Genomic DNA, 21,389 nt, shown 5'->3' with positions numbered 1-21,389 from the left:
ATGTCGATCGACGTCAACAACGAGTCCGGTACCGAGGTCGACGAGCAGGCGATCCTCGACATCGCCCGCTACGCGCTCGCGCGCATGCGCATCCACCCGCTCTCCGAGCTCTCCGTGATCGTCATCGACGCGGAAGCCATGGAGCAGCTCCACATCCAGTGGATGGACCTGCCGGGGCCGACGGACGTCATGTCCTTCCCGATGGACGAGCTGCGTCCGCCGACGAAGGACGACGAGGAGCCCCCGCAGGGGCTCCTCGGCGACATCGTGCTCTGCCCCGAGGTCGCCACCCAGCAGGGCAAGGACGCGCCGACGGAGCACTCCATGGACGAGGAGCTGCAGCTCCTCACCGTCCACGGGGTGCTGCACCTCCTCGGGTACGACCACGAGGAGCCCGAGGAGAAGGCCGAGATGTTCGGCCTCCAGGCGGCGATCGTCGACGGCTGGCGTGCGGAGAAGGGCTTCACCGGCCCGTCTCCCGCGCCGACCGTCTCCTGACCCGATGGACATCTCGCTCATCCTCGGCGCGGTCGCCCTGGTCGTCGTCGCCTGGCTCGCCGCCTGCGCCGAGGCCGGGCTCGCCCGCGTCTCCAGCTTCCGCGCCGCCGAGGCCGTACGGTCCGGGCGGCGCGGGGCCGACAAGCTCGCCCAGGTCGCCTCCGACCCGACCCGCTACCTCAACGTGGCGCTGCTGGTCCGCGTCGCCTGCGAGATGGCGGCCGGGGTGCTCGTCACGTACGCCTGCCTGGAGGCCTTCCCGGAGACCTGGGAGGCGCTGCTCGTCGCCATCGCCGTCATGGTCCTCGTCTCGTACGTGGCCGTCGGCGTCTCGCCGCGCACGATCGGCCGCCAGCACCCGCTGAACACGGCGACCGCCGCCGCGTACGTCCTGCTGCCGCTCGCCCGGATCATGGGGCCGATCCCGCAGCTGCTCATCCTCATCGGCAACGCGCTGACGCCGGGCAAGGGGTTCCGCAAGGGCCCGTTCGCCTCCGAGGCCGAGCTGCGGGCCATGGTCGACCTCGCCGAGCAGGAGTCGCTGATCGAGGACGACGAGCGCCGGATGGTGCACTCCGTCTTCGAGCTCGGGGACACGCTCGTACGGGAGGTCATGGTGCCCCGCACCGACCTCGTCTGCATCGAGCGGTACAAGACGATCCGGCAGGCCCTCACGCTCGCGCTGCGCTCCGGCTTCTCCCGGATCCCGGTCACCGGTGAGAACGAGGACGACATCGTCGGCATCGTGTACCTGAAGGACCTGGTCCGCAAGACGCACATCAACCGCGACTCCGAGGCGGACCTCGTGTCGACCGCGATGCGGCCCGCCGCCTTCGTGCCGGACACCAAGAACGCCGGCGACCTGCTGCGCGAGATGCAGCAGGAGCGCAACCACGTCGCCGTCGTCATCGACGAGTACGGCGGCACGGCCGGCATCGTCACCATCGAGGACATCCTGGAGGAGATCGTCGGCGAGATCACCGACGAGTACGACCGGGAGCTGCCGCCCGTCCAGGACCTGGGCGAGGACCGCCACCGCGTCACCGCGCGCCTCGACATCGGCGACCTCGGCGAGCTGTACGGCTTCGGCCCCGACGAGTACGACGACGAGGACGTGGAGACCGTCGGCGGACTCCTCGCCAAGGCCCTCGGCCGGGTCCCGATCGCGGGCGCGAAGGCGGTCGTGGTGCTCCCGGACGGGCGGTCGCTGCGGCTCACCGCCGAGTCGCCGGCCGGCCGCCGGAACAAGATCGTCACCGTGCTCGTGGAACCGCTGGAACCGCAGGAACCGGAGGAGAGCCCGGCATGACCCCCGAGCAGCTGCGCGCCTTCTGTCTGGACTTCAACGACGCGACGGAGGAGTTCCCCTTCGGCCCGGACGTCTCCGTCTTCAAGGTCGCCGGGAAGCTGTTCGCGCTGTCGTGGCTCGACGCCGAGCCGTTGCGGGTCAACCTCAAGTGCGATCCGGACGAGGCGGTACGGCTCCGCGAGGAGCATCCGGCGGTCGCCCCCGGCTATCACATGAACAAGCGGCACTGGAACACGGTGACCGTGGGAGAGCTCCCGGACCGGATGGTCCGGGAGCTCGTCGAGGACTCGTACGACCTCGTCGTCGCCGGGCTTCCCAAGGCGGTACGGCTCCGCCTCGACCGCCCGTAGGTCAGGAGCGGCGGCGCAGGCCGAGGGCGACGAGCACCGCCGTACCGAGCACGATCGCCGCGTCCAGGGCGAGGACCGTGCGGACACCCCCGTACAGGTCCCCGCCCGTGGTCGCGAGCACCCCGAGCAGCGGGATCCCGATCGTCAGGCCGACCTGCTGGGTGGTCGTCACCAGGCCGGTGGCCAGGCCCTGCTCCTCGTCCGGGACGCCGGAGGTGACGATCAGTCCGTACGAGATGATCGCGCCCAGGTGGAACATGCAGGCCACCGAGGCCGCGACCGTCGCCAGGAGCACGCCCGAGTCCCGACCGACCCCGAGGATCGCGGCCGTCAGCAGACCCTGCCCGGCGAGCGAGCCGACCAGGACACGGCGGGCGCCGAGCCTGCCGATCACCTTCGGCGCGAGCATCCCGGCCACGACCGCGAAGACGCCCTGCACGCCGAAGACGAGACCGGTGGCGAAGGGCGAGAGCTCCAGCGTCTCCTGCAGGTACAGGGTCAGGACGAAGACGACGGTCGACATCATCGAGAAGGTGATCAGACCGCCCAGGTTGCCGAAGGCGACCGTCCGCCGCCGCAGCATCGGCAGCGAGACCAGCGGGGCCGCGTGCCGGGACTCGACCCGGACGAAGACCGCGAGCAGGACCAGCCCCGCCACCAGCGTGACCTGCACGTCCGTCCGGCCGAAGCCGTGCTCCGCCGCCGTCGACAGGGCGTAGATCAGGGAGAGCAGACCGCCGGTGACGGTCACCGCGCCCGGCACGTCGAGCCGGGGCTTCTCGGGGGTGCGGGACTCGGGCAGCAGGCCCGGCGCCAGCGGCAGCACGATCACGGTGAAGAGGGCGAGCAGGCCCATCGTGGAGCGCCAGCCGAGGGTGTCGGTCATGACCCCGCCCAGCACCATGCCGACGGTGAAGCCCAGCGAGAGCAGGGTGCCGGAGATGCCGAGCGCCCGGTCGCGCAGCGGGCCCTCGGGGAACGTCGTCGTCAGGAGCGACATGCCGGTGGGCACGATCGCGGCGGCGCCGATGCCCTGGAGGGCGCGCCCGGTCAGGAAGGCCGCCGGGTTCCAGGCGAAGGTGGCGAGCAGCGAGGCCGCGCCGAAGAGCGCGAGCCCGGCGAGGAACAGCTTCTTGCGTCCGTAGAGGTCGCCGATCCGCCCGAAGAGCAGCAGGAAGCCGCCGGAGGGCAGGGCGAAGGCGGTGACGGCCCACTGGAGGGCGGACTGGCTCAGGCCGAGGTCGGCGCCGAGGACGGGCAGGGCGACGTTCAGGACGGAGAAGTCGAGCGCCACCATGAACTGGGCGGCGCACAGCACGAAGAGGATGAGCCGGTTGCGGCCGGTGAGGGCGGACGGGGGAACGGCGGGCGGGGTGGGGCGTGTGGTCGTCGTTGCCATGCCGACGACTCTCGCGCCAGGGGAACAATGCTGGGGAGCGGGTACTTATCCTGTTGGTCGTACCACCAGGCACCGCCGGGACCGGGTGCCGGGTACCACCGGACACCACAGGCATCCAGGGGGAGGAAGCGGACGTGGCCACCGCTCTCGAGAGCACCACCGCCAAGCAGCACCGCCTCGGCGAACTGCGCGAGTTCCTGATGAGCCGCCGGGCCCGGGTGAGCCCGGCCGAGGCCGGACTCCCGGACGGCGGGGCGCGCCGCCGCACGCCGGGCCTGCGCCGCGAGGAGGTCGCGGTCCTCGCGGGGGTGGGGGTCTCCTGGTACCAGTGGCTGGAGCAGGGCCGTGACATCACGGTCTCGCCGCAGGTCCTCGACTCGGTGGCACGGGTGCTGCGGCTGAGCCCGGCGGAGCGGCGCCATCTGTACGTCCTGGCGGCGCTCAACCCGCCGGCCCTGGAGGCCGCCCCGGAGGACCAGGACATGTGCCAGGGGCTGCGGCGGCTCATCGACACGTGGATGCCGTTCCCCGCGCACATCATGGACGTGTACTGGAACACGGTCGCCTACAACGACGCGGCGGCGATCGTGCTCGGGATGCGGCCGGGGATCTCCCAGAACTGCCTCGTCGCGTTCTTCACGGACCCGCTGTACCGCTCGCGGATGGGCCACTGGGAGGCGCTCGCGCCGAAGGTCGTCGCCCAGTTCCGGTCCGCCTGCTCGGAGAGCCCGGACGACGAGGGGTTCCGGGCCGTCGTCGAGGAGATCAAGGAGCAGAGCCCGGAGTTCGCCGAGCTGTGGGAGCGGCGGGACATCCGGCCGGGTGGCCAGAACCGCAAGGAACTGGAGCACCCGCTGGCCGGCACGCTGATCGTCGAGGCGACCCAGCTCAGGATCCCGGCCAGGCCGGACCTGGTCATCGTCCTGCACACCCCGCTCCCGGAGGCGGACACGGCCGCGAAGCTGGAGTGGCTGGTCTCCCCGGAGGGGCGGCGCGGCGCGATGTACCCGGTCGCGGGCTGAGACGGTCGGGTCTCGGGACTGAGACGCTCGGGTCTCGGGACTGAGACGCTCGGGTCGCGGGCTGAGACGGTCGGGTCTCGGGACTGAGACGGTCAGGTCGCGGGACCGAGACGCTCGGGTCGCGGGCCGAGACGGCCGGGTCGCGAGCCGGGCCGGCGGGGTCGCGGGCTGAGACCCGTCCGGCCGTGGGATGAGACGGGTTCCGGGTGCGCCCGGGCCCCGACCTATGCTCGGCCCATGACACTCAGCAGCGAGCACGGCGACCTCGGCGCCGAGGACCTCAAGATCATCACCCTGGCGCGCAGCGCCCGCGCGCGCAACGGCGTGCCCGAGGGGGCGGCCGTACGGGACGAGACCGGGCGGACGTACGTGGCGGGGACCGTGGAGCTGGAGTCGCTCAAGCTGAGCGCACTGCAGACCGCGGTGGCGATGGCGGTGGCGAGTGGCGCCCAGTCCCTGGAGGCGGCGGCCGTCGTGTCGTCCGCCGGGGCCGCCTCGGCGGCGGACCGCGCGGCCGTACGGGACCTCGGCGGCCCGGAGACGCCGGTGCTGCTCGCCGGCCCGGACGGGCAGCTGCGCGAGGCGGTCACCGCGGGCTGACGCGGGATCGTCGTCGCGAGGTGACGACGGACCGGCGCGGGGACTGACCGCGAGACGTCCCGGCGGGCCGACCGCGGGCCTCCGTCGCGGGGTGACCGTGAGGGGCGACAACAGGACAGCGGGGCCCGGCGGGATGCCGGGCCCTTGCGCGTTTGTGAAGGATCACCGCACCTTCTCTTGCCTTCCCTGCCGGTCTGCTGCTCAATGAGCATCGGTTCGCCCGACGGACCGTCAGATATTCGTCATTCACGCAGTGACCGCACCCCTGCGTTCGTCATCGGAAGGGGTTCGAACTCGCCATGAGAAGCAGAAGCACCTTAGGGTCGGTCGCCGTACTCACCGGAGCGCTCGCCGCCGCGGGACTCGCCTTCGCCCCGACGGCCGGGGCCGTCGCACCCGGGTCCGCCACGGCCGTGTACGACTGCGGCACCTGGGGGAGCGGTACCGCCACCCTCGCCGCGACCCAGAGCGGCACGGCCGCGACCATCACCCTCACCGCGGCCATCACGACGCCGGTCGCGGTCGGAGTCGACACGATCAGCTCCACGTTGACGATGGCCAAGGCGGGCGGCGGCACCCAGGTGTTCGCCGGCAAGAAGAACCCGGCGCTCGCCGCCGGGCAGTCCGTCACGATCGGTCCCCTGAGCGGGACCGTGGCGTCGGGCACCAGCGTCAACTCGTACTTCGCGGGCCCTGCCCTCAAGATGGTGATCTTCGGGGTGACGGTGACCTGTGACGCCGTCACGTCGCAGTCGCCGGGTCCGTTCGTCTTCAGCTGAGCCGCCCTGTTCCACCCTTGACCGGTGCCGCCGCTGGCGGCACCGGTCTCCGGCGTGTTCGGGGCGATGGCGACCGACCTGACCTGCGGGAACGCCCACCCTTCGACGATCTTGACAGAATCTGATGGGTCATCAGTCGATGGTTTTCGATCCCATTGACTTCTCTCGGCCCGCAGCCGTCAATGGCGCCCTCTCATCCCTCAGGAGGGGGCCCACACATGGCACTCACCCGATCCCGGGCGGCGGTCCGAAGACGGCGTTGGACCGCCGCCCTCGGCGCCACCGCCCTCGCGGTCGCCGCAGGCGGCGCCATCGCCGCCCCGGCCCACGCGGTCGAACTCTCCACCCCGGTGGAGTACCAGACGCGCTGCGTCCCGCCGCCGATCGCCGGCATCCCGCCCATCACGGGCACCACGACGGCCGAGATCAAGGTCGACAAGGCCGCGCCCAAGGTCGGCGACACGGTGACCGTGACCTACACGATCACCAAGCCCGCCGCGTCCAACCCCGTCGACCTCGCGCTCCCGGCCGACATCATGACCCCGAGCGGCAAGGTCGTCCTCGGCGGCGCCCAGACCGGCGCGGTCACCGTCACCGGACCCAAGAAGAACCCGCCCATCCCGGGCCTGGGCTCCTTCCCGGCCTTCTCCATGACCGGCACCTTCACGGTCACCGAGCCCGGATCGATCACCCTCTCGCCGGGCGACTACAACATCCACACCAGCTACCTCATGGAGCTGGACACCCCCTGTACGGTGCTCAACCCGCCCGCCCCGGTCTCCGAGACGGTCGTCGCGAGCCCCGTGACCAGCCCCAACGCCCGGACGCTCCAGCTCGACACCGCCTCCGGTGACCCCGGTGTCCGGGTGACCGTCAACGGCGCCAAGTTCACCCCGCTCGCCGAGGTCACCGTCGTCGGCCGGGCCGGCGGGGCGGAGACCGCCGACCGGATGACCGTCACCACCGACAGCGAGGGCGGCTTCGCGGCACGCCTGAAGGTCAACGACGTGGCGACCACCGGGATCGTGGCGTACGAGGGCGCGGCCTGGGACCCCGAGAAGGGGGCGGGACCCGCCGCGTACAAGGTCGTCGTACCGGCCCCGCCGAACAGCCAGACGATCACCGCGGCCGTCAACGCCGGTGAGCTGTCCATGAGCCAGGCCGGCGACGCCGTCGAGCTGACCTCGGTCGACTTCGGTCAGGGCGGCGCGGCCACCGGTGATCTGAAGACGGTGACGGTCAAGGACTTCCGCGGCGGCCCCGCGGGCTGGTCCCTGACCGGCAAGGTCACCGACTTCACCGGCCCCGGCGGTGCCATCGGCGCCGGGAGCCTCAGCTGGACCCCTGCCTGCACCGCCAAGGCCGGCAGCCCCAGCACCTGCGCGGCCGGCTCGGCCGGTCCCGTCGGCAGCGGCGGCGCGACCCTCGCCTCCACGCCGAACGGCACCCTCACGGGTGGCGAGTTCACCGTCGACGCCCAGCTCTCCCTCGACGTCCCGGCGTTCACCGCGCCCGGCTCGTACGCGGGCGTGCTGACGCTGACCCTGTCCTGACCACCCGGCGGGCCGGCCGGGCGACCCCCGGCCGGCCCGCTCCGCACCCGGGGGTTCTCCGCACTGTGCGCAGCAAGCCGTACGTCCTCCTCCTGAGCCTTCTGAGCACGCTCCTCGTGCTTCTCGGCGCCGCGCCGCAGGCCTCCGCCGCCGAGAACGGCGAGTGGGCCGTCTACCCGGCGGCCGCCAAGCCCGGCAGCCGCCCGTACTTCTACCTCTCCGTCGACCCCGGCACCTCGCTCACCGACCGCGTCACCGTCACCAACAAGACGGCCGGCCCGCTCACCTTCCGGCTCTACGGAGCCGACGCCTACAACACCGACCGGGACGGCGGCTTCGCCATCCGGACACAGCAGGAGAAGCAGACCGGGGCCGGCGCCTGGATCACGCCCGAGCGGACCCGGATCACCGTCCCGGCCCACTCCGCCGTCACCGTCCCGTACACCCTGAACGTCCCCGCCGACGCCGACCCCGGCGACCACCCCGGCGCCCTCGTCGCCCTCGACGAGCGGGTCAGCCCCAGCGGGAACGGCTCCGTCGCCGTCGGCGTCCAGCGCGCGGTAGGCGCCCGTGTCTACCTCCGGGTCAACGGGCCGACCGTCCCCGCCCTCGCCGTGGAGGACGTCACCCTCGACCAGGACCGGCCGCTCGTCCCCGGCCTCGGCGACAGCAGTGCCGTCGTCTCGTACACCCTCCACAACCTGGGCAACGTCACCCTCGACCCCAAGGTCGTCCTCCGGGCGGAAGGCCTCTTCGGCCGCACCCTCCTCGACCGCGACCTGGTGAACGTCCCGTCCGAGCTGCTGCCCCGCCAGAAGATCCGGCTCACCGAGCGGTGGACCGGCTCCCCGCAGTTCGACTGGGGCGACGTGACCCTCACCGCCACCGCGAAGGGCGTGAAGGGTGTGGAGGAGAGCGGCACCGTGTCCTTCCTCGCCGTGCCCTGGCTCGCCGTCGCGCTCCTCCTCCTCGCGCTTCTGACCGGCTCCTTCGGTCTCTGGACGCGCCGCCGCAGGGCCCCGGGCGAGGCCCCGGGCCACCGTGAGGCCGTACTGAGTACGTGAGGCGGGCGCTCATCGGGGACAATGGCCCCCATGAGCGCTCGCAACCAAGAAACCGAAGTCGACCACCGGGCCGGCTTCGCCTGCTTCGTCGGCCGCCCCAACGCGGGCAAGTCCACCCTCACGAACGCTCTGGTCGGCCAGAAGGTGGCCATCACCTCGAACCGGCCACAGACCACCCGGCACACCGTCCGCGGCATCGTGCACCGCCCGGACGCGCAGCTGATCCTGGTCGACACCCCCGGCCTCCACAAGCCGCGCACGCTCCTCGGCGAGCGGCTCAACGACGTCGTGCGCACCACCTGGGCCGAGGTCGACGTGATCGGTTTCTGCCTGCCCGCCGACCAGAAGCTCGGCCCCGGCGACAAGTTCATCGTCAAGGAACTCGCCGCGATCAAGAAGACCCCGAAGGTCGCGATCATCACCAAGACCGACCTGGTCGACTCCAAGACGCTCGCCGAGCAGCTCATCGCCGTCGACCAGCTCGGCAAGGAGCTGGGCTTCGAGTGGCAGGAGATCGTCCCGGTCTCGGCCGTCGGCGACAAGCAGGTCCAGCTCGTCGCCGACCTGCTGATCCCGCTGCTGCCGGAGTCCCCGCCGCTCTACCCGGAGGGCGACCTCACGGACGAGCCGGAGCAGGTCATGGTCGCGGAGCTGATCCGCGAGGCCGCGCTCGAAGGCGTACGGGACGAGCTGCCGCACTCGATCGCGGTGGTCGTCGAGGAGATGATCCCCCGCGAGAACCGCCCGGCGGACCGGCCGCTGCTCGACATCCACGCCAACGTGTACATCGAGCGTCCGAGCCAGAAGGGCATCATCATCGGCCCGAAGGGCAGCCGCCTCAAGGAGGTCGGCATGAAGTCCCGCAAGCACATCGAGGCGCTCCTCGGCACCCCGGTCTTCCTCGACCTGCACGTGAAGGTCGCGAAGGACTGGCAGCGCGACCCGAAGCAGCTGCGGAAGCTGGGTTTCTAGCCCGTCGACTTCCCCCCCGGCAGCGTGCCAGCATGACGCGGTGACGCAGATCATCAAGGGGGGAAACCTGCCGGTCCCCGGGCAGGCGTGGCGGATCGCGGTCGTCCGGCGGGACGCCGGTGACGGAGTACCGGAGGTCGACGCCTCGGCACTGCTGCTCGACGCCTCGGGCAGGGTCAGGGGCGACGGCGACCTGGTCTTCTACAACCAGCCGGTGCACGCGTCCGGCGCGGTGCGCCTGACCGGGCAGGTGCGGGACGAGGAGCGGCGGGTCGCCGACTGGCTGGAGATCGACACCGAGCGCGTCGAGCCCGCCGTCCAGCGCATCGTGATCACCGCGTCCAGCGAGCACGGGACGTTCGGTCAGGTGCCGGGCCTCCACATCCGGACGGTCAGCGCCACCACCGGCGAGCAGCTCGCGCTGTACGAGGTCGACGACGCGAGCACCGAGACGGCCTTCCTCCTCGGCGAGTTCTACCGGCGCGACGGGGCGTGGAAGTTCCGCGCGGTCGGCCAGGGGTACGACTCCGGCCTCGTCGGCCTCGCCGAGGACTTCGGCATCGTGGGCGGCGACCCGGTCGAGGCGCCGGTCGAGGCACCGGTCGAGGAACCCCGGCCGACCGGGCCCGCTCCCCTCCAGAGCGTGACCAAGCTCCCGGCGCCCGTGGCGACCGGACCGGAGGCCGGTGCTTCCTCCCCCGCCCCGCTCTTCGGCGCGGACTTCTCGGCGTACACCAGGAACGGCGAGGGCGATGAGATCTTCACCGTCGACGTGCCCCTGCCGCCCGGCATCATCCTGGTCGACACAGAACGGCGGGGCGAGGGCTATTTCTGCGTGCAGAGCCTCGAAGAGGACAAGGATTACGGCTACTCGCTGGCCAACACGAACCTGAAGAACTTCAAGGGCCGGGCGGCGTTGTGGTTCGACGGCAAGGGGCCGCTGCGCCTGCGTGTCGAGGACGAGGGCAACAAGTGGAATATCACGCTCCGGCCGGGCAGTGCCGTGGCGAAGCTCGGCCGCGGCGCCAAGGGACGCGGCGCGGACGTGTTGCTCCACACGGGGCCCGCCGGAGAGCTCCTCGCCGAACTGCGCCCGGTCTCCGATCACGCGTACTTCGGCGTGCGGGGCCACGGGCCGGCCACCCGCGGCAGCCACGACTACACGACGCTCGCCAACGTGGCCGACGAGCACCCGAAGTCCAGGGAGCCGCTGCCCGCGGGGCCCCTGCTGGTGGTGGTGGACTCCGCCGAAGGCGACTGGACCCTGGAGGTCCGGACCCCGAAGGAACAGCGGTCCGGCGGGTTCTGGCGCCGGGGATGACCGGCGCCCCGGCGATCCGCTACGCGCCCTCCTTGAGGACCCTCGTGATGAGGGTCCTCTGCGCGTCCGTGAGGCGCGGGTCGCAGCAGCGGACCGTGCGGCCGTCGACGGTGATCTCGTACGAGAAGCCGTCCGGCACGCCCCGGACGTCACCGTCGCCCGCGGCGAGGACGGTGGCGGCCAGGGACTCCCACTCGGGGTCCGAGACCTCCACCTCCGCCGTCCGCTCGATACCCGCGAAACCGCCCGTGCGCCGCACTCGAATCCGCATGGACCCTGTCTACCAGCCGGATCAGTCGGTCGGCACGCCCACGGCCGCCCAGGCCTTCAGGACGGCCTGGATCTCCTCCCCGTCGCCGTACCGTGCCTTCGCCGCCGCCACCGTGGCCGCCGCGAACTCGGAGAAACGGGTCTCGGGGGTGAGCGTCCCGCCCGTCATCACGTCGTACCAGATCCGGCCGGGCCGCTCCCAGGCGTTGCCGCCGAGCTCGGTCGCCGCCAGGTAGAAGGCGTGGTTGGGGATGCCGGAGTTGATGTGGACCCCGCCGTTGTCCCGGCTCGTGCGGACGTAGTCGTCCATGTGGCCGGGCTGCGGGTCCTTGCCGAGGACGTCGTCGTCGTACGCGGTGCCCGGGGCCTTCATCGAGCGCAGGGCCGTGCCCTCCACGTTCGGGTGAAAGAGCCCCTCGCCGATGAGCCAGTCGGCCCGGTCGGCGCTCTGGCCGAGGGCGTACTGCTTCACGAGGGAGCCGAAGACGTCCGAGACGGACTCGTTGAGGGCGCCGGACTGGCTGAAGTACTCCAGGTTCGCCGTGTGCTGGGTGAAGCCGTGGGCCAGCTCGTGGCCGATGACGTCCACGGGCAGCGTGAAGTCGAGGAAGATCTCGTCGTCGCCGTCGCCGAACACCATCTGCTCGCCGTTCCAGAAGGCGTTGCCGTAGTTCTCGTCGTAGTGGACGGAGGCGAGCAGGGGCAGCCCGGAGCCGTCGATCGAGTCCCGCCCGAAGGCGTCCATGAAGAGGTCGAAGGTGGCGCCAAGACCCGCGTACGCCCGGTTGACGGTCGCGTCGGCGGTCACCTCCTCGCCCTCGGTGCGGACCCGTTCGCCCGGCAGCTCGGTCCCGCGCCGGCAGTCGTAGACGGTGCGGTGCGGCCGGCCGGCGTCGGCGGGGGCGAGCGTGGGCGCGCTGCCGGGCAGCGGCAGCACCCGGCTCGCACGGGCCGAGGCGTCCGCGATGAGGGTGTGGCGGGCGGCGGCGGCGACGGCCGGGTTCGAGGAGCGCGCCAGGTGCTCCAGGAGGTGCGGCGGGACGATCGAGCAGAAGACGGACGTCTGGGGAGTCATCCCTGCAATGTGGCACTGCGTGACGGAACTGTCACGGGATGCGGCGAGGATTGGCGAAATGGAGTGATGCGTCACTGATCGCCCTTGACGTAGGGCCCGTCCCGCATACTGAAACAGGACGTCCGTCTCCGACGTCCCTCGGCTAGGCTGCGGCACATCATGCGTTTCGGGCTGCTTCTCCTTAGCTGCCGCGGCGAGGGCCTGTAGTCGTAGGCCGACCCCCTCCCCGCGGGACCTGGTGTTGCGTTCGACAGTCGGCCGTCCTTCTTGCTGGACCGAGGAGCCCAACGCAATGAGCCAGTCCCCGTTCATCGGCCGTCCCACGCCTGTCACCAACGCGACGCAGCTGCAGAAGCCGTCCGGTATGCCGATCCACAAGTACGGCCGGTACGAGGCCGTGGAGATTCCGGACCGCACCTGGCCGGAGCAGCGCATCACGAAGGCGCCCCGCTGGCTGTCGACCGACCTGCGCGACGGCAACCAGGCCCTGATCGACCCGATGTCCCCGGCCCGCAAGCGCGAGATGTTCGACCTGCTGGTCCGCCTGGGCTACAAGGAGATCGAGGTCGGCTTCCCGTCCTCGGGCGAGACCGACTTCGCGTTCGTGCGCTCCATCATCGAAGAGGGTGCGATCCCGGACGACGTCACCATCTCCGTACTGACCCAGGCCCGCGAGGACCTGATCGAGCGGACCGTGGAGTCCCTGGTCGGCGCCAAGCGCGCCACCGTCCACCTGTACAACGCCACGGCCCCCACCTTCCGCCGCGTGGTCTTCCGCGGCTCGAAGGAGCAGATCAAGCAGATCGCGGTCGACGGCACCCGCCTGGTCATGGAGTACGCGGAGAAGCTGCTCGACGAGCGCACGGTCTTCGGCTACCAGTACAGCCCCGAGATCTTCACCGACACCGAGCTGGACTTCGCCCTGGAGGTCTGCGAGGCGGTCTGTGACGTGTGGCAGCCGGGCCCGGGCCGCGAGATCATCCTCAACCTGCCCGCCACCGTGGAGCGTTCGACGCCGTCCACGCACGCGGACCGGTTCGAGTGGATGTCCCGGAACCTGACCCGCCGCGAGTACATCTGCGTGTCGGTCCACCCGCACAACGACCGCGGTACGGCCGTCGCGGCGGCCGAGCTGGCGATCATGGCCGGCGCCGACCGCATCGAGGGCTGCCTGTTCGGGCAGGGCGAGCGGACCGGCAACGTCGACCTGGTGACGCTGGGCATGAACCTGTTCAGCCAGGGCGTCGACCCGCAGATCGACTTCTCCCAGATCGACGAGATCCGGCGGACGAGCGAGTACTGCAACCAGATGGAGGTCCACCCGCGCCACCCCTACGCGGGCGACCTGGTCTACACGGCCTTCTCCGGCTCCCACCAGGACGCCATCAAGAAGGGCTTCGACGCGATGGAGGCCGACGCGGCCGCCAAGGGCGTCACCGTCGACGACATCGAGTGGGCGGTCCCGTACCTGCCGATCGACCCGAAGGACGTCGGCCGCTCGTACGAGGCCGTCATCCGGGTCAACTCGCAGTCCGGCAAGGGCGGCATCGCGTACGTCCTGAAGAACGACCACAAGCTGGACCTGCCCCGCCGGATGCAGATCGAGTTCTCGAAGATCATCCAGCAGAAGACCGACAGCGAGGGCGGCGAGGTCACGCCGGCCGCGATCTGGTCCGTCTTCCAGGACGAGTACCTGCCCAACCCGGACAACACCGCGGCTCGTTGGGGTCGTATCCAGCTGCGCTCGGGCCAGACCACCTCCGACACCGACGGCACGGACACGCTGACCGTCGAGGCGGTCGTGGACGGCGCCGAGACCGTGCTGACCGGCTCCGGCAACGGCCCGATCTCCGCCTTCTTCGCCGCCCTGCAGGCGGTCGGTGTCGACGCCCGCCTGCTGGACTACCAGGAGCACACGATGAGCGAGGGCGCGTCCGCGCAGGCCGCCTCGTACATCGAGTGCGCCATCGACGGACAGGTCCTGTGGGGCATCGGTATCGACGCCAACACGACCCGCGCCTCGCTGAAGGCGGTCATCTCGGCGGTCAACCGCTCCGCCCGCTGACGCGCTCCACGGCAGCTGCCCCGCACCCTTCCTTCCGGAAGGTGCGGGGCAGCTGCGTTTGTGAGCTGCGTCACGGTTTCAGGTTCGCTTAAGGAAGATCATGCCGCCATGTCGGAATCGGCGTCATATCAGGTGAGTTGACGGCACATCGGGGAATGGCGGAAGGTCGGCTCGTCCCCTCGGACACTCCCCCCACGCGCCCCCTTCGCACCTCCCTGACCTGGAGTTTCGCATGCGCACGACCGCTGCTGTGGCCGCTGTCCTCGCGGTGACCGGCACCGCCCTCGCCTGGGCCCCCGCCGTCTCCGCCACCCCCGCCACGTCGTGCGCGACGAATCCGCTCGGCGCGGCCGGCCTCTACGCCGAGTTCGTCGAGCAGGACTCCACCCGCTACTCGGACTCCGAAGGCGCGGTCGCGGTCGGCGGCGACGCGTACTTCGGGGACGCGAAGGTCGGCCAGGGCTTCTCCATCGGCCACAAGCTGACCGGCGCCGACCTCGCCAAGCTGCCCGGCGGCCACAGCCTCGTCGTCGGCGGCACGCTCCACGCCAACCAGGTCGTGATCAACAAGGGCTCCGGCGTGTACGGATCGCTCGACGACCGCTCCGTGAAGGGCGCCGGCTTCGCCGTCGACGGCCCGCACGCGAAGGGCGCCTCCCCGACCGCCCCGATCGACTTCGCGAAGGAGTTCACGAGCCTGCGCGCGCTCTCCACCGGCTGGGCGGGCACCACGCCCAACGGCACCGTCGCCGGCGACAAGGACGCCCAGGGCCTGTTCCTCACCGGCACGGACCCGGAGCTCAACGTCTTCGCCGTGGCCGCCGCCGACCTGCAGAAGGCCCGGGCGATCACGCTCAAGGTCCCGGCCGGCTCCTCCACCCTCGTGAACGTGCTCGGCGAGACGTACGACATGAACGCCTCCGCCACCTACGGCGTCTACTACCAGGGCGCGGACGGCACGGCTCCGGTCATCGACGACTACGCCCTGGCGAGCGACGAGTTCCGGCAGATCCGCTCCAAGCTGCTGTGGAACTTCCCGCAGGCCGAGACCGTCAGGAAGAACTACACCTCCTGGCCGGGCACCATCCTCGCGCCGAACGCCACGGTCGAGATGGGCGGCAAGAACATCGGCCCGGGCCACGTCAACGGCTCCGTCATCGCCGAGGAGCTCGTCACCGTCCCCGGCGCCGAGACCCACCAGATGAACTTCGCCGGCTGCCTCCCGAAGGAGACCACGCCGGGCACGGTCGTCACCCCGGAGCCGCCGACGCCGACCGAGACGACCGTCCCCACGCCGCCCGCGACCCCCGAGCCCACCCCGACCGAGGACGGCGGGACCCCCGGCGCCTCCCAGACGCCCGAGGACTCCGCCTCGCCGTCGACGCCCGCCGGCACTCCCGAGGCCCCCGGGACTCCCGAGGCGTCGGAGACCCCGGCAACCCCCGGCGACGCCACCACCGCCCCCGGCTCGACCCCGGCGCCGTCCGCCACCCCGGAGGGTGATCTCGCGACGACCGGTTCGGCCATCGGGCCCGGCGCGATCGGCGCCGCCGCGGCCGCCGTCCTCGTCGGCGGAGGCTTCCTGGCCTTCGCAAAGCGTCGCCGACGCGCCTCCTGAGCATGCCCGGACGGTGACGTGTCTCGGCCATCTCCACGGCGATCTGTCGACGGGGTGCTGACGCCACATCAAGGATGTGGCTAACATCACGCCAACGCCGGCAGTGCAGCCGGGCCGTTGAGGAGGTGCGTGTGCGGTCTGCCCGGAATTCACGTGGTGGGAAAGTGGGCGTCTGCGGAATCCGCACCTCCTGGAACACGGTCGGAGACGGCGAGTTCTTCTGCGAGGAGTGCGGCGGCGACCGGAACTACCGGCGGCGCACCGGCCGCCGCAGGTTCGCCGTCCTGGGCGTCCCCGTCCTGCCCAGGGGCTGTACGGGCCCCGTCGTCGAGTGCGCGGCCTGTCACACGCACTTCGGTACGGAGGTGCTCGACCACCCGACGACGAGCCGCTTCTCGGCGATGCTGCGGGACGGTGTGCACACCGTCGCGCTGGCCGTTCTCGCGGCCGGAGGTACGGATTCCCGCGCGGTCCTGGACCTGGCCGTCGGCGCGGTCCGGTCCGCCGGCTTCGCCGAGTGCACGGCCGTCCAGCTCGTCGACCTCGTGGAGGCCCTGGCGGCCGACACCGGGCGCTTCATGCCCGAGGTGAACCCCGAGGGCACGCTCCTCGCGATCGAGCTCCACGAGGCCCTGGAGCCCCTCACCCCGCACCTGGCGCCCGCCGGGCGGGAGTCGATCCTCCTCCAGGCCGCCCGGATCGCCCTCGCCGACGGCGCGTACAGCCCGACCGAGATGGAGGTCCTCGGCACCGTCGGGAACGCGCTCTCACTGGCTCCCGACGACACCGTCCGCCTCCTCGCCTCGGCCCGGACCGTGCCGTAGGGGGCGTTGCCTACGGCACGATGTTCTGGTTGAGCCGGAACACGTTGTCGGGGTCGTACCGGCGCTTGACCGTACGCAGCCGGTCGAAGTTCTGCCGGTAGTTGACCCGCACCCGGTCCTGGTCGTCGGTGTCCATGAAGTTCACGTACCCGCCCTCCTCGGTGTGCGGGCGCAGTGCCCCGTCGTAGGCGCGGGTCCAGGCGATGTTCGCCTCCGAGTCCGCCGCGTCCGTCCAGCTCGCTCCGAAGGAGTGCGAGAAGTCGGCGTCCCGGTAGGCGAACGCGGTCTCCTCCCGTCCCACCTCGTGGCAGGCCCCGTCGATCGGGAAGATCGCCGTGTCCGACTCCATCGACGGCATCGTCTCGCCGTACGCGACGTGGGTGTCGATCGCGCCGTCCGTGAGGCCGCGGCTGAAGTTCCCCTTCCAGTAATGGAAGAGCCCCGGCGGCAGCTGCTCGTCGAAGAGGGTGTTGACCACCGGGTACGGCATCCGCTCCATGAACCGGCCGACGACCGGGCCGAGGCCGTCCAGGCGGGCGAGGACCTTGTCGTCGTCCGCGGCCGGGCCGCTGAAGCAGGTGAACGCGGCGCAGATCGGCCGGCCGTGCCAGCGCTCCGGCAGGAACGGTTCCTCCGGGCCGAGCGCCATCACGAGGATCGAGTTGAGCTCGACCGGCGCGTCCGTGTTCATCCGCTGCCAGGCACGGGCCACGTCCGGGTCCAGCGGGTAGCAGGTCAGGCCGCCGAACACGTCCGAGAGCGGATGGACCCGGTACGCGAGCGAGACGGCGACACCGAAGTTCCCGCCTCCGCCGCGCAGCGCCCAGAACAGGTCCGGATGCCGCTCGGCGTCGCAGGAGACGAGGGCGCCCTCGGCGGTCACCACGTCCGCCGCGATCAGGTTGTCGCAGCTCAGCCCGTACCGGCGGGACAGATGACCCATGCCGCCGCCGAGCGTCAGACCGCCGATGCCGGTCGTGGAGATCACCCCGCCGGTGGTGGCGAGCCCGAAGGCGTGGGCGGCGTGGTTGAAGTCGCCCCAGGTGGCGCCACCCTCGGCCCGCGCCGTACGGGCCTCCGGGTCGACCCGGACACCCCGCATCCGGGACAGGTCGACCACGAGGCCGTCGTCGACGGTGCCGAACCCGGCGACGGAGTGGGAACCGCCGCGCACGGCGAGCGGGAGGGCGTGCTCCCGGGCGTACAGCACCGCCGCGATGACGTCGCCGGCGTCCACGGCGTGGACGACGACGGCCGGACGCCGGTCGTGCAGGGCGTTGTAGACCCGACGGGACACGTCGTACGACGGGTCGCCACGGGTCACGACGGTGCCGCGCACGGCACCGCGGAGCGTGTCCAGGGAGTGGGTCGTGGTGGTCATGGTTCCGGTGTAGCCCGGGGGAGACGGGCGGGGCATCGCCCGAACCACCCATCCGCGCACCTCGCGCGGGATGGGCCGTTCAGACCAGGTCGTGCGCGAACGCGTACGCCGTCGCGGCGGACCGGGAGCCCACGTCCAGCTTCGCGAAGATGTTGTTCAGGTGCCGGGAGACCGTGTGCTCGCTGATCACCAGGGCCTGCGCGATGTCCTTGTTCGTCCCGCCCCCGGCGACCAGCCGCAGGACCTCCGCCTCGCGTGCCGTGAGACCGCCCGGCAGCCGTCGGCGCTTCCCACCGGAGAGGAGCGCCGCCGCGCGCCGGGCGTCCGGTACGGCCCCGAGCCGTTCGAACACCGTCCGCGCCGCGCCCAGCTCCAGTCGGGCCGCCTCCTCGTCGCCCACCGTCCGGTCGGCCGCCGCGAGCAGCATCCGGACCTGCGCCGCCTCGTACGGGACGTGGAGCTCCAGCCACCCGGCGAGCGCCCGCCGCAGCAGCCGCAGCGCGGGGCCCGACCGGGCCTCGGCCAGGGCCACCGCGCCCAGCGCCGTGTCGGCCGTCGCCCGCAGCAGCGGTACGTCCCCGGCCAGCGCGTCCAGCTCCTCCGCCGCTCCGGCGGCGCCCGCCACGTCCCGGACGGCGAGCGCCACCTCCGTACGGGCGGCGAGCAGGCGGGCCCGGCCCAGGACGTCGTGGCGCGGGTCGCTCTGGCAGGCCAGGGCCAGCTCCACCCCGGCGACGGCCGCGTCGGCCCGCCCCTGGGCGAGCCGCAGCAGCGCGAGCCCCGGCTGCGGGATCCGGCCCAGCTCGTGGGCGTGCGCGTACGAGACGGCGGCCTCGTCGAGACGGCCCTGCCGCCGCTGGACGTCCCCGGCGGCGTAGTACGCGGCGGCGGCCGACTCCAGGCAGTCCACCGGCACCTCCCGGCACGCCTGCCGCGCCTCCGCCTCGGCCAGCGCCCAGGAGCCGAGCAGGTCGAGGACCTCGACCCGATGGGCCCGGCAGACACCCCGGAAGGGGTTCTCGCCGGGGGCCGCGGACGTGGTCATGGCTTCCGGCTCCGCCTCCGCCGGGCGGCCCGTCCACGGCGGCTCGCACCACTCCATCGCCGCGTTCGTCCACTCCACCGCCCGCCCGAAGTCCGCCGCCTCCATGCACTGGGTGAGGGCCAGGCAGTACAGCCAGCCGGTGAACATGCCGCTCAGCTCACCCGCGGAGACCGCGCACATCGCGTCGTCGAGGAGGGCCAGCGCCTGTGTCCTGCGGCCGTTCGCGAGCAGGACGGCGGACTCGGCCTGGCGGCTGAGGGCCAGCAGGTCGGGGCTGCCGGAGCGGAGGGCGAGCCGGGTCATGCGGCGGGCCGCGGCGAGGGCCCCGGCCCGGTCGCCGTGCTGCTCGGCCTCCTCGGCGTCCGTCCAGGCCAGGAAGCACTGCTCGGGGCAGGGCGGCAGGTCCTCCAGGTGGTGCCGGGCCCGGTGCAGCCAGCCCGCCGCCGCCGCGGGCCGCCCCAGGCTCCGGTACTCGTAGGACAGCCACCAGGCGGCGAGCCCGGCGCCCCGGTGGTCACCGGCCGCGAGGAAGGCGGCGTGCGCGCGGAGCCGGGCGGTGACGGACTCGTCGACGTGCCCCGACCACCAGGCGGCGTCGGCCAGCACGGAGAGGTCGTCCGCGGTCAGCGCGCGGGAGGGGTGCCGGTCGTGGGCGTGGAGCAGCGCGTACGCCTCGGCCCAGGACTCCCGGCCGGCCGCGTCCCTGGCGTGCTCGACCGCGTCGGACGCGTCGGCTCCGGCGGCCGTGTGGGCGGTGTGGGCAGTGTGGGCGGTGTGGAGTGTGGGTGCGGACATGGCCTCGCCCCTTCCCGGTCCTTTCAGGGTAGGACCGGGAAGGGGCGAGGGCCTCGGCGACTACTGGATCGCGCCGCTCGCGCGCAGCATGTCCTCGCGCTCGACGATCTTCACGCGCTCGCGGCCCTGCGGCTCGCCGAGCGCCTTCTCGGCGGCGTCCAGGGCGTACCAGCCCTCCCACGTCGTGTACGTGACGCCCTTGCCCTCCAGGAAGGACACGACGGCCTCCGTCTCCGGGGCCTCGGGCGTCAGCAGACGGCCGTTCGCGAAGTCGTCGAGGAGGTTCGCGACGGTCTCGTTGGCGTCGCCCTTGGTGTGGCCGATGAGGCCGACGGGGCCGCGCCGGATCCAGCCGGTGCAGTAGGTGGAGGCCATGTGCTCGCCGGTCTCCTCGATGACCCGGCCGCCCTGGTCCGGGACGGTGCCGCTGGCGGTGTCCCAGGGGAGCTTGGGCAGCTCGTCCGAGAGGTAGCCGACGGCGCGGTAGACGGCCGAGACGTCCCAGTCGGTGGTGGCGCCGGTGCCCTTGACGTTGCCGGTGCCGTCGAGCTCGGTGCGCTCGGTGCGGAGACCGACGACCTTGCCGTCCTCGCCGAGGATCTCGACGGGCGACTCGAAGAAGTGCAGGAAGAGCTTGTGCGGGCGGTCGCCGACGTCGCGGATCGCCCAGTTCTCCAGGGTCTTGGCGACCATGTCGGTCTGCTTGTTCTTGCGCCGCTCGGCGATCGAGCCGTCGTCGTAGTCGATGTCCTCGGGGTTGACGATGACCTCGATGGTGGGGGAGTGGTCCAGCTCGCGCAGCTCCATGGGGCTGAACTTGGCCTGGGCCGGGCCGCGACGTCCGAAGACGTGGATCTCGACGGCCTTGTTGACCTTGAGGCCGTCGTAGACGTTCGCCGGGATCTCGGTCGGCAGCAGCTCGTCGCCGGTCTTGGCGAGGATGCGGGCGATGTCGAGGGCCACGTTGCCGACGCCGAGGACGGCGACCTTCTCGGCCTCCAGGGGCCAGGTGCGCGGGACGTCCGGGTGACCGTCGTACCAGGAGGCGAAGTCGGCGGCGCCGTACGAACCGTCGAGCTCGACGCCGGGGATGCGGAGCTCGCGGTCGGCCATGGCACCGGTCGAGAAGACGACGGCGTCGTAGAAGGCGCGCAGGTCGTCGAGGTGGATGTCGGTGCCGTAGTCGACGTTGCCGAAGAGGCGGACCTGCGGCTTGTCGAGGACCTGGTGGAGGGCGTTGACGATGCCCTTGATGCGCGGGTGGTCGGGGGCGACGCCGTAGCGGATGAGGCCGAAGGGGGCCGGCATCCGCTCGAAGAGGTCGATGGACACGCCCGGCTCGGCGGCGGCCTCGGACTTCAGCAGCGCATCGGCGGCGTAGATTCCGGCGGGGCCGGCGCCGACGATCGCGACCCGGAGGGGGCGGGGCATGGCTGGGTTCCCTTCGCA

General features: G+C 71.9%; 19 protein-coding genes. 13 read left to right on the top strand and 6 right to left on the bottom strand.

Annotated features, from left to right (window positions below):
- Genes ybeY through OG580_RS11465 form a run of 3 tightly spaced genes read left to right on the top strand, consistent with a single transcriptional unit; the run spans position 1 to position 2,157 of the window.
- On the top strand, positions 1 to 498 hold the full coding sequence (ybeY, locus tag OG580_RS11475; protein ID WP_267043559.1) for an rRNA maturation RNase YbeY: 498 nt from the start codon (positions 1 to 3) through the stop codon (positions 496 to 498).
- A 4-nt stretch (positions 499 to 502) separates the two neighbouring features.
- Positions 503 to 1,807, top strand: coding sequence for a hemolysin family protein (locus tag OG580_RS11470; protein ID WP_267043558.1), 1,305 nt, complete (start codon positions 503 to 505; stop codon positions 1,805 to 1,807).
- Positions 1,804 to 2,157 carry an MmcQ/YjbR family DNA-binding protein gene (locus OG580_RS11465; RefSeq protein ID WP_267043557.1) on the top strand — a complete coding sequence of 118 codons (354 nt, stop codon included), beginning with the start codon at positions 1,804 to 1,806 and terminating at the stop codon, positions 2,155 to 2,157. Before OG580_RS11470 ends, OG580_RS11465 begins: the two co-directional genes overlap by 4 nt.
- Position 2,158: 1 nt before the next feature.
- On the opposite strand, the gene OG580_RS11460 is transcribed toward OG580_RS11465, so the two are convergent.
- Positions 2,159 to 3,556, bottom strand: coding sequence for an MFS transporter (locus OG580_RS11460; protein WP_267043556.1), 1,398 nt, complete (start codon positions 3,554 to 3,556; stop codon positions 2,159 to 2,161).
- A gap of 134 nt (positions 3,557 to 3,690) precedes the next feature.
- Here OG580_RS11460 and OG580_RS11455 point away from each other — a divergent pair, with 134 nt between their 5' ends.
- The 7 genes from OG580_RS11455 to OG580_RS11425 all read left to right on the top strand — a co-directional run bounded on the left by OG580_RS11455 (position 3,691) and on the right by OG580_RS11425 (position 10,867).
- Entirely contained in the window at positions 3,691 to 4,578 is an 888-nt protein-coding gene (locus OG580_RS11455; RefSeq protein ID WP_267043555.1) for a helix-turn-helix transcriptional regulator, read from the top strand.
- 237 nt (positions 4,579 to 4,815) lie between these two features.
- On the top strand, positions 4,816 to 5,178 hold the full coding sequence (locus OG580_RS11450; protein ID WP_267043554.1) for a cytidine deaminase: 363 nt from the start codon (positions 4,816 to 4,818) through the stop codon (positions 5,176 to 5,178).
- 299 nt (positions 5,179 to 5,477) lie between these two features.
- A complete protein-coding gene (locus OG580_RS11445) occupies positions 5,478 to 5,957 on the top strand; it encodes a hypothetical protein (RefSeq protein WP_267043553.1) in 480 nt (159 codons plus the stop codon).
- Between the two features lie 218 nt (positions 5,958 to 6,175).
- The gene (locus OG580_RS11440) at positions 6,176 to 7,510 is read left to right on the top strand and encodes a beta-xylosidase (RefSeq protein WP_267043552.1); all 1,335 of its coding nucleotides are present in this window, start codon (positions 6,176 to 6,178) and stop codon (positions 7,508 to 7,510) included.
- A gap of 65 nt (positions 7,511 to 7,575) precedes the next feature.
- Positions 7,576 to 8,574: a DUF916 domain-containing protein gene (locus OG580_RS11435; protein ID WP_267043551.1), complete on the top strand. Its 999-nt coding sequence runs from the start codon at positions 7,576 to 7,578 to the stop codon at positions 8,572 to 8,574.
- 21 nt (positions 8,575 to 8,595) lie between these two features.
- Complete coding sequence (gene era / locus OG580_RS11430; RefSeq protein WP_267043550.1) at positions 8,596 to 9,546, top strand: GTPase Era; 951 nt, start codon at positions 8,596 to 8,598, stop codon at positions 9,544 to 9,546.
- A gap of 40 nt (positions 9,547 to 9,586) precedes the next feature.
- Positions 9,587 to 10,867, top strand: a complete 1,281-nt coding sequence (locus tag OG580_RS11425; RefSeq protein WP_267043549.1) for a TerD family protein — start codon at positions 9,587 to 9,589, stop codon at positions 10,865 to 10,867.
- 19 nt (positions 10,868 to 10,886) lie between these two features.
- Here the strand turns inward: OG580_RS11425 and OG580_RS11420 are convergent, their stop codons facing one another.
- Both OG580_RS11420 and OG580_RS11415 read right to left on the bottom strand, forming a co-directional pair.
- On the bottom strand, positions 10,887 to 11,138 hold the full coding sequence (locus OG580_RS11420; protein WP_267043548.1) for a protealysin inhibitor emfourin: 252 nt from the start codon (positions 11,136 to 11,138) through the stop codon (positions 10,887 to 10,889).
- A gap of 21 nt (positions 11,139 to 11,159) precedes the next feature.
- Positions 11,160 to 12,212 (bottom strand): M4 family metallopeptidase, encoded by a 1,053-nt coding sequence (locus tag OG580_RS11415; protein WP_267043547.1) that lies wholly within the window; start codon positions 12,210 to 12,212, stop codon positions 11,160 to 11,162.
- Positions 12,213 to 12,504: 292 nt separating this feature from the next.
- Between OG580_RS11415 and leuA the strand changes: the two genes are divergently transcribed.
- The 3 genes from leuA to OG580_RS11400 all read left to right on the top strand — a co-directional run bounded on the left by leuA (position 12,505) and on the right by OG580_RS11400 (position 16,719).
- Entirely contained in the window at positions 12,505 to 14,277 is a 1,773-nt protein-coding gene (gene leuA, locus OG580_RS11410; protein WP_267043546.1) for a 2-isopropylmalate synthase, read from the top strand.
- Positions 14,278 to 14,509: 232 nt separating this feature from the next.
- Positions 14,510 to 15,895 carry a choice-of-anchor A family protein gene (locus OG580_RS11405; protein ID WP_267043545.1) on the top strand — a complete coding sequence of 462 codons (1,386 nt, stop codon included), beginning with the start codon at positions 14,510 to 14,512 and terminating at the stop codon, positions 15,893 to 15,895.
- Between the two features lie 131 nt (positions 15,896 to 16,026).
- Positions 16,027 to 16,719: a TerB family tellurite resistance protein gene (locus OG580_RS11400; RefSeq protein WP_267043544.1), complete on the top strand. Its 693-nt coding sequence runs from the start codon at positions 16,027 to 16,029 to the stop codon at positions 16,717 to 16,719.
- Between the two features lie 10 nt (positions 16,720 to 16,729).
- Here OG580_RS11400 and OG580_RS11395 read toward each other — a convergent pair whose 3' ends face one another.
- From OG580_RS11395 to OG580_RS11385, 3 genes are all read right to left on the bottom strand, one after another.
- Positions 16,730 to 18,100 (bottom strand): FAD-binding oxidoreductase, encoded by a 1,371-nt coding sequence (locus OG580_RS11395; protein WP_267043543.1) that lies wholly within the window; start codon positions 18,098 to 18,100, stop codon positions 16,730 to 16,732.
- Positions 18,101 to 18,179: 79 nt separating this feature from the next.
- Positions 18,180 to 19,940, bottom strand: a complete 1,761-nt coding sequence (locus OG580_RS11390; RefSeq protein ID WP_267043542.1) for a LuxR C-terminal-related transcriptional regulator — start codon at positions 19,938 to 19,940, stop codon at positions 18,180 to 18,182.
- A 60-nt stretch (positions 19,941 to 20,000) separates the two neighbouring features.
- The gene (locus OG580_RS11385) at positions 20,001 to 21,371 is read right to left on the bottom strand and encodes an FAD-dependent oxidoreductase (protein ID WP_267043541.1); all 1,371 of its coding nucleotides are present in this window, start codon (positions 21,369 to 21,371) and stop codon (positions 20,001 to 20,003) included.
- Positions 21,372 to 21,389: the final 18 nt, after the last annotated feature.

The organism is Streptomyces sp. NBC_00094 (genome assembly GCF_026343125.1).
GTDB lineage: Bacteria > Actinomycetota > Actinomycetes > Streptomycetales > Streptomycetaceae > Streptomyces.
Note: the sequence above shows the minus strand (reverse complement) of the source record. Positions and strands in the feature narration are given on the sequence as shown.